The sequence below is a fragment of the Marinomonas polaris DSM 16579 genome, assembly GCF_900129155.1.
GTDB lineage: Bacteria > Pseudomonadota > Gammaproteobacteria > Pseudomonadales > Marinomonadaceae > Marinomonas > Marinomonas polaris.
On record NZ_FQVF01000037.1, the window covers coordinates 1 to 9,035 of the forward strand.

The 9,035-nt window shown below is 43.7% G+C and carries 7 protein-coding genes; 5 read left to right on the forward strand and 2 right to left on the reverse strand.

Annotated features, from left to right (window positions below; translation table 11 throughout):
- Positions 1–372: 372 nt before the first annotated feature.
- Positions 373–1,332, reverse strand: coding sequence for a class 1 fructose-bisphosphatase (locus BUA59_RS23125; protein ID WP_072842446.1), 960 nt, complete (start codon positions 1,330–1,332; stop codon positions 373–375).
- A 147-nt stretch (positions 1,333–1,479) separates the two neighbouring features.
- On the opposite strand from BUA59_RS23125, the gene BUA59_RS23130 reads away from it, so the two are divergent.
- Entirely contained in the window at positions 1,480–2,448 is a 969-nt protein-coding gene (locus BUA59_RS23130) for a zinc transporter ZntB (protein WP_175550815.1), read from the forward strand.
- 41 nt (positions 2,449–2,489) lie between these two features.
- Here the strand turns inward: BUA59_RS23130 and rpiA are convergent, their stop codons facing one another.
- Positions 2,490–3,161 carry a ribose-5-phosphate isomerase RpiA gene (gene rpiA, locus BUA59_RS23135; protein ID WP_072842448.1) on the reverse strand — a complete coding sequence of 224 codons (672 nt, stop codon included), beginning with the start codon at positions 3,159–3,161 and terminating at the stop codon, positions 2,490–2,492.
- 298 nt (positions 3,162–3,459) lie between these two features.
- Between rpiA and ilvA the strand changes: the two genes are divergently transcribed.
- From ilvA to BUA59_RS23155, 4 genes are all read left to right on the forward strand, one after another.
- A complete protein-coding gene (gene ilvA / locus BUA59_RS23140; protein WP_072842449.1) occupies positions 3,460–4,965 on the forward strand; it encodes a threonine ammonia-lyase, biosynthetic in 1,506 nt (501 codons plus the stop codon).
- Positions 4,966–5,099: 134 nt separating this feature from the next.
- Positions 5,100–6,833, forward strand: coding sequence for an arginine--tRNA ligase (gene argS / locus BUA59_RS23145; protein ID WP_072842450.1), 1,734 nt, complete (start codon positions 5,100–5,102; stop codon positions 6,831–6,833).
- Positions 6,834–6,946: 113 nt separating this feature from the next.
- Positions 6,947–7,927, forward strand: a complete 981-nt coding sequence (locus BUA59_RS23150) for a type I asparaginase (RefSeq protein WP_072842451.1) — start codon at positions 6,947–6,949, stop codon at positions 7,925–7,927.
- Between the two features lie 57 nt (positions 7,928–7,984).
- Positions 7,985–8,848 carry a DMT family transporter gene (locus BUA59_RS23155; protein WP_072842452.1) on the forward strand — a complete coding sequence of 288 codons (864 nt, stop codon included), beginning with the start codon at positions 7,985–7,987 and terminating at the stop codon, positions 8,846–8,848.
- Positions 8,849–9,035: the final 187 nt, after the last annotated feature.

A 9,035-nucleotide genomic window follows, 5' to 3' on the forward strand; every position in this document is an offset into this window, starting at 1 on the left:
ATTAAGAAGGCCCTGATAGCTAACGCTGTCAGGGCTTTTTTTTGGCTCAAGGAAAGTTCAGCTGACTGCTGCCTGCAGGAAATCACCTATGGTGATATGTCTTCCTCTGTCTACTTTTGCCCATCTAGATTCTAGGCCTTCGCCTTACTATTAAATGAGCTTGCGCCTGTCTCGTACCTTAACGCGTCGACTCGAATAACAATGTGAATAGAATCTTGCATGAGGCTTCGGTCTTATAAGGACGCGCTACTTGGATTATTTCCGTAAAGTGTTAATCGAAGCATCGGACAATAAAAAAGGTCGCTAGGCGACCTTCTTGTTATTAACTTGTGATGTTATGCACTCAAAGCAAAATGAATTTTAACTTGAGTGTTAATAACTTAGGCACTTATCCACTTCGTTCGCAGCACCCAGTATGACGGCAACGCGTTGGTGAATAGCTTCTGGTTGAATGTCCAGAATGCGTTGAGTGTGCGTATGAGCTTTACCACCAGCTTGCTCTAATAGCATTGCCATAGGGTTAGCTTCATACATTAGACGTAGTTTGCCAGCTTTAGATGGATCTTTGTTATCCCAAGGATAGATGAAGATACCGCCGCGACAAAGGATACGGTGTACGTCACCCACCATAGCTGCTACCCAGCGCATGTTAAAGTTCTTACCGCGAGCCCCTTCCTTGCCTTTTACTAGATCATTCACATAGCTTTGCATGTTGCCAGACCAGAATCGTTGATTAGACATGTTGATGGCGAACTCTTGAGTGTCTTTCGCCACTTGCACTTTTTCATGGGTTAACGTGAAGACACGTTTGGTTGGGTCGTAAGTAAACATATCAACGCCATCGCCAGTGGTAAGAACCAACATGGTTGATGGGCCGTAGAGAACGTAACCTGCTGCGACTTGTTCTTTGCCAGGAATCAAAAAATCAGCTTCGGTTGCTGGTTTGTCACCTGTTTGTCGATAGATCGAAAAGATAGTTCCTACCATGGCGTTGATGTCGATGTTAGAAGAGCCATCTAATGGGTCAAAAGCAATGAAGTATTCGCCATCAGTGTTGGCTGGCACTATGTAATCTTCTTCTTCCGAAGCAATCGCTCTAACTGATGGGCAAGCAGATAGTGCTTCTTTTAGCATATCGTTAGAAATGACATCCAGTTTTTTCTGTTCTTCGCCTTGAACATTTTCATTGCCAGCCATGCCTAGAATACCTGCAAGCGAGCCTTGTTTCAGCGCATCAGAAATTGCGATGCAGGTATCAGTAGTGACCGCTAACACATCTTGTAATGTTTTCGGTGTCGCGCTGGATGCTAAAACATCAGGTAGATTTTGCATGATCTGGCATTTCCTTGTTATTTGAAGTTGCTTAAATTATGCCACTCTAGACATTGAGTGTCAGCCAAGGTAGGAATATGAAGGCAAAATAAATAGGGAAAACCAACGTTTTCAGATAATCTACGCAAAATGTTGAGAGGATTAAATATGTCTGTGTTTGTTGTACACAACTTAGAGCTTGATGGTCAAGGCGGCGCTAAGTCGTTACCTGTTTCAGATTTACCTAAGGTCTTACCTGACCAAGGTTGCCGCTGGGTACATTTAGACTGTCGCGAAGAGGAAGGGTACGCGTGGTTATCGAGTTTAGAAGGTATCCCTGAAACCGCTGTCGAGGCTTTGTTTGCGGAAGAAACTCGCCCTCGTACGGTAAAAATGGGCAAGGGTTTACTATTAACTCTGCGTGGGGTGAATTTGAACCCAGAGTCTAATCCTTCTGATATGGTGTCTTTACGTGTTTGGGTAACGCCTCACTTTATTGTTTCTAGTCGTCGTCGTAAGCTGTTGTCTGTACAAGATGTCGTCAAGGATCTGTCTAACAATGAAGGTCCAACGAATACGGGCGATATTGTTGCGACACTGACAGAAACTCTAACTGGACGTATGTCGAAAGTTATTACCAGTTTAGAGGATGAGCTTGCGGATTTAGAAGAAAGCATTGGTGAAGGAATAGAGGCAGGACAGCGTGATTCTCTTGTTCAACGTCGTCTTGAAACCATTCGTCTAAGACGCTTCTTGGTTCCGCAAAAAGAAGCCATTAATAAATTGTCGCAAGAATCTGTTACGTGGATGACACCGGAGCAAACAGCACAAGTACAAGAAGCGGCTAACGATATTACTCGCTATGTCGAAGGCTTGGAGTCGTTGCGCGAGCGTTGCTTGTTGATGCAAGAAGAGTTTGCAAACTTACAAGCTGAAAAAATGAATGCTCGAATGTATGTACTTTCGATTCTGTCAGGTATTTTTATGCCGTTGGGCTTCTTAACTGGCTTGTTTGGTATCAACATTGGCGGTATGCCTGGCACTGATAGCAGTGCTGCTTTTTGGTTGTTTTGCGTAGTTTTGGTGGTGTTAGGCGGTGGGCAATTTGTGTTAATGAGAAAAAGCCGCTGGTTTTAATTTAGCGGCTTTTCATATCTTATGGCTTAAAACACTGAAGATTATTTTTTCAGTGTTTTAACGCCATCTTTCGTGGCTAATAGCAAAACGTCCGCAGAGCGTTTTGCGAACAATCCATTCGTCACCACACCAACAATGCCGTCGATGCTTTTTTCTAGCGCGATTGGATCAAGAATTTCTAGATTGTAGACGTCAAGAATATGGTTGCCGTTGTCAGTGACAACGCCTTCACGATAAACCGGATCTCCGCCTAATTTTACCAATTCACGCGCTACATGGCCGCGTGCCATTGGGATGATTTCAACTGGTAGTGGGAAATCACCTAAAACTTTAACAAGTTTAGACTCATCCGCGATGCAGACGAATTCATCACTGCATGCTGCAACGATTTTCTCGCGAGTTAGTGCCGCGCCACCGCCTTTAATCAAATGCAGATTGTCATTCGATTCATCAGCACCATCGACATACACGCGAATGCTGTCAACGCTGTTCAAATCATAGACAGGAATACCGTGTTTTTTCAGACGTTCTGCAGAAGCTTCAGAGCTTGCCACTGTGCCGTCAAATAAACCTTTGTGCTTGGCTAATTCATCAATGAATAGATTTGCTGTCGAGCCTGTGCCAACACCGACAATAGTATCGGCTTCTAACATAGGAAGAATGTAAGCCACCGCGGCTTCTGCAACGGCTTGTTTTAATTCGTCTTGAGTCATGGTGATGTTCACCTTCTATTATAATTTTACTAGGGGGCGGTATTATTCGGCTTATTTTTTATGATAAGCCACCTCTGATGGTGGCGATATTATAGGCGCTTAAAGACGTGATTGTTACCCCGCCTGATCAAGCTATTTATCGATTTTATGCCTTTTTGATGTGGATTTAGACGTGATCTGTCTTTGCGCCAAGAGAGGTGAAAGAGTATATTTCCTACTCGGTTTTTTTTGACTAGCAGTCAGCGTAGATGTCGTTAAGAACATCGTGTTGTCGATTTATATTCGTTTAGGAAACACTATGCCTCATACCATGATTAAAAAGATTCTACAGGCGCGCGTTTATGACGTTGCCGTAGAAACACCACTGTCTCGTGCCAATCAATTGTCGAATCGATTGGGCAACGAGATTATTTTGAAGCGAGAAGATTTGCAGCCAGTTTTCTCTTTCAAAATTCGTGGGGCATACAACAAGATTTGTCAGTTAACACCAGAAGAACGCGCTCGTGGCGTTATTGCAGCATCGGCAGGTAATCATGCGCAAGGCTTGGCTTTGGCGGCGAAAAAGCTTGGCATTCAAGCGACTATTGTGATGCCAGCGACCACGCCAGAAGTGAAAGTTAGCGCTGTACGTAATCACGGTGCAGAAGTGATCTTGTTTGGTGATGCCTTTGATGAAGCTTCCGCAAAATCTCGTGAAATCATGGAGAAAACGGGTCAAGTTTACGTTCATCCATTCGATGATTTGGATACTATTGCGGGTCAAGGTACGATCGGCATGGAAATCCTACATCAGCACGAAGGTAACATCGACGCGATTTTCATTCCTGTTGGCGGTGGCGGTCTAATCGCTGGTGTATCGGCTTATATCAAGTACCTTCGTCCAGATATTAAAATCATCGGTGTAGAACCAGAAGATGCTGCTTGTCTAAAAATTGCCTTAGAAAAAGGCAAACCAACTCGCTTAGCGACTGTGGGTATTTTTGCTGAAGGCGTTGCCGTGGCTGAAATCGGACAAAACACCTTTGCGATTGCCAAAGACACGGTCGACGAAGTGATCACTGTTACCACCGATGAAATGTGTGCGGCGATCAAAGACATTTACGATGATACACGAGCGATTACTGAACCTGCTGGTGCGTGCGCCTTGGCTGGCTTGAAAAAATATATCGAGCGTGAAGATGCAAAAGGCCAAACACTTATCGCCATCAACAGTGGTGCGAACGTGAATTTTGATCGCTTGCGCCATGTATCTGAGCGCGCGGAATTGGGTGAAAAGCGTGAAGCTATAATTGCGGTGAAAATTCCAGAGCATCCAGGTAGCTTTAAAGATTTCTGCCAAGCCTTGGTTGGTCGTAATATCACTGAGTTTAACTACCGTTATGGTGATGATCAGCAAGCGGTTATCTTTGTTGGTGTTGCACTAGGTGGTAGCCCGCATAGCCGCAAAGAGCTACTGGAAGATTTAAAAGAATATGAAATCGTTGATTTAACCGATGATGAAACCGCTAAGGTTCATGTTCGCCATATGATTGGTGGGCATTTGCGCAGCGACAAGGGTGAATTGTTGTACAGCTTTGAATTCCCTGAGCGTCCGGGTGCCTTATTGAAATTCTTAAACACTCTTGGCGGACAGTGGAATATTTCTATGTTCCATTATCGCAATCACGGTGATGCTTACGGTCGAGTCTTGGTGGGTTTACAAGCTGTTGGAGAAGAAACAGACGTAACTCAATTCTTAGATGAGCTAGGTTATCCATATCAAGACGAAAATAACAACGAAGCTTGCAAGCTGTTCTTTCGCTAAAAGCGCGAAAATCGTTTATCATTAGTGCAACTATTTTTTGAATTCAGCCCTCTGATTGGTCACAGTCAGAGGGCTGTGTGATTCTAATGTGTCGCCATTATTAGCGGCATATTTACTGTTTAAAGGTCTCCCTTGTGAATATTCAAACTCTTCTAAATCAACGCATTCAAGCGGCTATGGTTGCGGCTGGCGCGTCTGATACTGCGCAAGCGTTAGTTCGTCAATCAGCAAAAGTTCAATTTGGTGATTACCAAGCCAACGGTATTATGGGCGCGGCAAAAGCGCTAAAAATGAATCCTCGTGATTTTGCCCAAGCCACACTAGAGAAATTGGATCTGTCTGATCTTGCTGATAAGGTGGAGATCGCCGGACCAGGTTTTATTAATATTTTCTTGAAGAATGTTTGGTTGAGCAAAGAGTTGGTGCAATTGCGTACCAGCGAGCGTCTTGATGTAAACCATGTTGAGGCTCCAGAAACCGTTGTTGTAGATTACTCTGCGCCAAACCTTGCCAAAGAAATGCACGTTGGTCATTTGCGTTCTACCGTTATCGGTGACGCTGTTGTTCGCACACTTGAGTTCTTTGGTCATCACGTTGTTCGTCAAAACCACGTAGGCGATTGGGGTACGCAATTCGGTATGCTGTTGGCTTACATGGAACGCTTACGTGCGGATAACACCAAAATCAGCATGGCGCTTGCGGATCTTGAAACCTTCTACCGCGCGGCGAAAACCTGCTTTGACGAGGACGAAGCTTTCGCCGCTCGTGCTCGTGAATTGGTTGTGGCGCTGCAGTCTGGTGATGAAGAATGTTTGGCGCTTTGGGATGAGTTTATCAATATTTCCATGACTCACTGTGAAGAAACCTACAAGATGTTAGGTGTTTCTTTAGAGCGTCAACATGTGATGCCAGAAAGTGCTTATAACGATGACTTACAGAACGTTATCAATGAGCTAAAAGATCAAGGTTTGCTGCAAGAGTCCAATGGCGCACAATGTGTTTTCATGGAAGAGTTCGCCAATAAAGAAGGCGAGATCACACCTATTATCGTCCAAAAAACCGGTGGTGGCTTCTTGTATGCTACAACGGATTTAGCGGCGGTGCGTTTCCGTCAACATACTTTGAATGCCAACCGTGTGTTGTATTTTGTGGATGCACGCCAGTCTTTGCATTTCCAACAAATTTTCACCTTGTCTCGCAAAGCGGGCTTTGTGAAACCAGAAACACAACTGGAACACATGCCGTTTGGTACAGTAATGGGCAGTGATGGTAAGCCATTCAAAACTCGTTCTGGTGGCGTTGCGAAATTGTCGTCTTTATTGGAAGAAGCCCAAGAGCGTGCTTATCAATTGGTGGCGTCGAAGAATCCAGAAATGGGCGAAGAAGAGTTGCGTAACATTGGTCGTGTGGTCGGTATTGCTTCAGTGAAATACGCTGATTTATCAAAAAATCGTACCAGTGATTACGTTTTCAACTGGGATACCATGTTGAGCTTCGAAGGCAACACAGCACCTTACTTGTTGTACGCATATTCTCGCGTAGCGAGCATCGTTAAACGCTCTGAAATTGATGTAGCTAGCTTGACCGGCGATATTTCTGTTGAAGAACCACAAGAGCGCGCTTTGGCAGTTAAGTTGTGTCAGTTTGAAGAAGCAATTCAACAGGTTGCTAACGACGGTATGCCGCATTTCTTGTGTGCTTACTTGTACGACTTAGCGGGAACCTTTATGACTTTCTACGAGGCTTGTCCTATTCTTAATGCTGAAGACGAAGTAAAACATAGTCGTTTACAATTGGCTTTGAATACTGCTTCAACCCTAAAACTTGGCTTGTCTTTGCTAGGGATTGAAACCTTAGAGCGTATGTAATTTCTCTAAGTTTCTAATGAATAAAATAAAAGGCGCTTTTCTAAAGAATAGCGCCTTTTATGTCTTAAGTGTCCCGTCCTGAAATAGGATTAACAAAGAGGAAAAATCAGCAGATGAAGATTTATATTGCCTACACAGGTGGCACGATTGGGATGGTGCCTTCGGATCAAGGCTTGATACCAGATGCGGCCTTTGCAGATCATCTTACCCAACACTTAAACGAATCCGACGAACTTGCCCATGACTTTGTGATTACCAGTTATCCAACCTTGATCGATTCATCCAATGCTACACCGAAAGACTGGCAAACTATCGCTCGTGATATTGAAAGCAAATGGCATGACTTCGATGCTTTTATTGTTTTGCATGGCACAGACACCATGGCTTATACCTCGGCGGCGTTGTCTTTTATGTTTGCTCACAGCGACAAACCTATTATCGTGACCGGCTCGCAAGTGCCTATGTACAAGGTGCGCACTGATGCCATGATCAATGTCATGGGGGCTATTTCGGCTTGTGAAGAAGGCATAAATGGTGTGTTTTTATTCTTCGCAGGCCGATTGATAGAAGGTGACCGAGCTCATAAAGCTCACACCAGTGATTGGCAGGCTTTTAGCTCTCCAAATTGCCCAGAGCTAGGCGTCTTGGGTATTGATTGGCGCTGGCGCTCTACGAATGTTATTAAGCAACCAATGGTCATTCAAATCCCCGAGATGGACGAAGGCTCTGTAACTATTCTGCCTGTTTTCCCTGGTGTACAGGTCGCTCATTGGCAAGGCTTGTTGAGTGAGAACGTAAAAGGTGCTGTGTTATTAAGCTATGGAGCAGGCAATGCTCCCGATAAAGATCCTGCTCTTTTAACACTATTAAAAGCTGCTACAGACCGCGGAGTTGTTATTGTCAATGTTAGCCAATGTGGCGCTGGAAGCGTCGCTGCTGGTGCTTATGCGGCTGGCTCTGCCTTGGTTAAAGTGGGTGTTGTTTCGGGGATAGATATGACTTACGAAGCTGCGTTTGTGAAATTGAGCTTCTTGATCGGTTTAGGTCTTTTGAGCGAAGAAATTAGAGCCGGCTTCTTAGAGAACGAGTTTTGAAATTATTTGGGTAACGCTTAGCGAATGCCTATTGCTAAAAAAAGAAAGGGAATTTGAATGGCATTTTTATATGTACTTTTAGTGGTTATTTGGTCGACAGGCTTTATCACAGGAAAATTCATTGTCGGTCTGATTGATCCTAACGTATTCCTGAGTATCCGCTTTGTTTTAGCTGGATTACTATTTCTTGCAATTGCCTTGTGGCAGCGTCGACGCTTTCCCTCATTGAAAGAGTTACCTAAACACATTGTTGCCGGCATGCTGATGAATGGTTTCTACCTTGGCTTTGCCTATGTGGCCATCGCCAAAGGCTTGCCTGCTGGCATGATGGCGTTGATTGGCGCGTTACAACCAGCTTTGGTTACCTTGCTAGCCTTCTTGTTGATCAAAGAAAAAACGTCCCTTAAAGGAATCATCGGGATGCTGGTTGGTATGGTGGGTTTGCTGCTGGTAGTGAGTCCTGCATTGGAATTAGATATGAGCCATGGCGGCGTATCCTTGCTGACGTTTACCTTGGCTTGCGCAGCGATATTTGCTTTGTCTCTTGGTGTCACGTACCAGAAAATGTCGATTTCATCGTCTGATATTTTTAGTTCTATGGCTGTGCAAAACCTAGCTGCGAGTGTCGTATCTATTGGCTTTATGCTACTGCTGGGTGAAACCTTGTTCCAAGTACAGCTGGAATCTTTCTTGCTCATTATCTGGGGCGTACTTATTTTATCTGGCGGCGGTGTTTTCTTAATGGTGTGGTTATTAAGAAAAGTCAGAGCGTCACAGGTTTCGACTATGTTGCTATTAGCGCCACCTTTGGCGGCAGTAGAAAGTTATTTCTTATTCAATGAATCCATGACAACCATTCAAATCATCGGTTTTGTGATTACGATTGTCGGTGTGTATTTTAGTCGAACTAAGGCCGGATAATTAACTCAAATAAAAGGTTTTTTAATTTAATTTTTAGTTTTGTTATATGCATATTATAAAAAATAATAGTGGACATTAACTGTTAGACCTATAAATTTAATCATTAAAAATCATTAAAAATCATTAAAAATCATTAAAAATCATTAAAAATCATTAAAAATCATTAAAAATCATTAAAAATCATTAA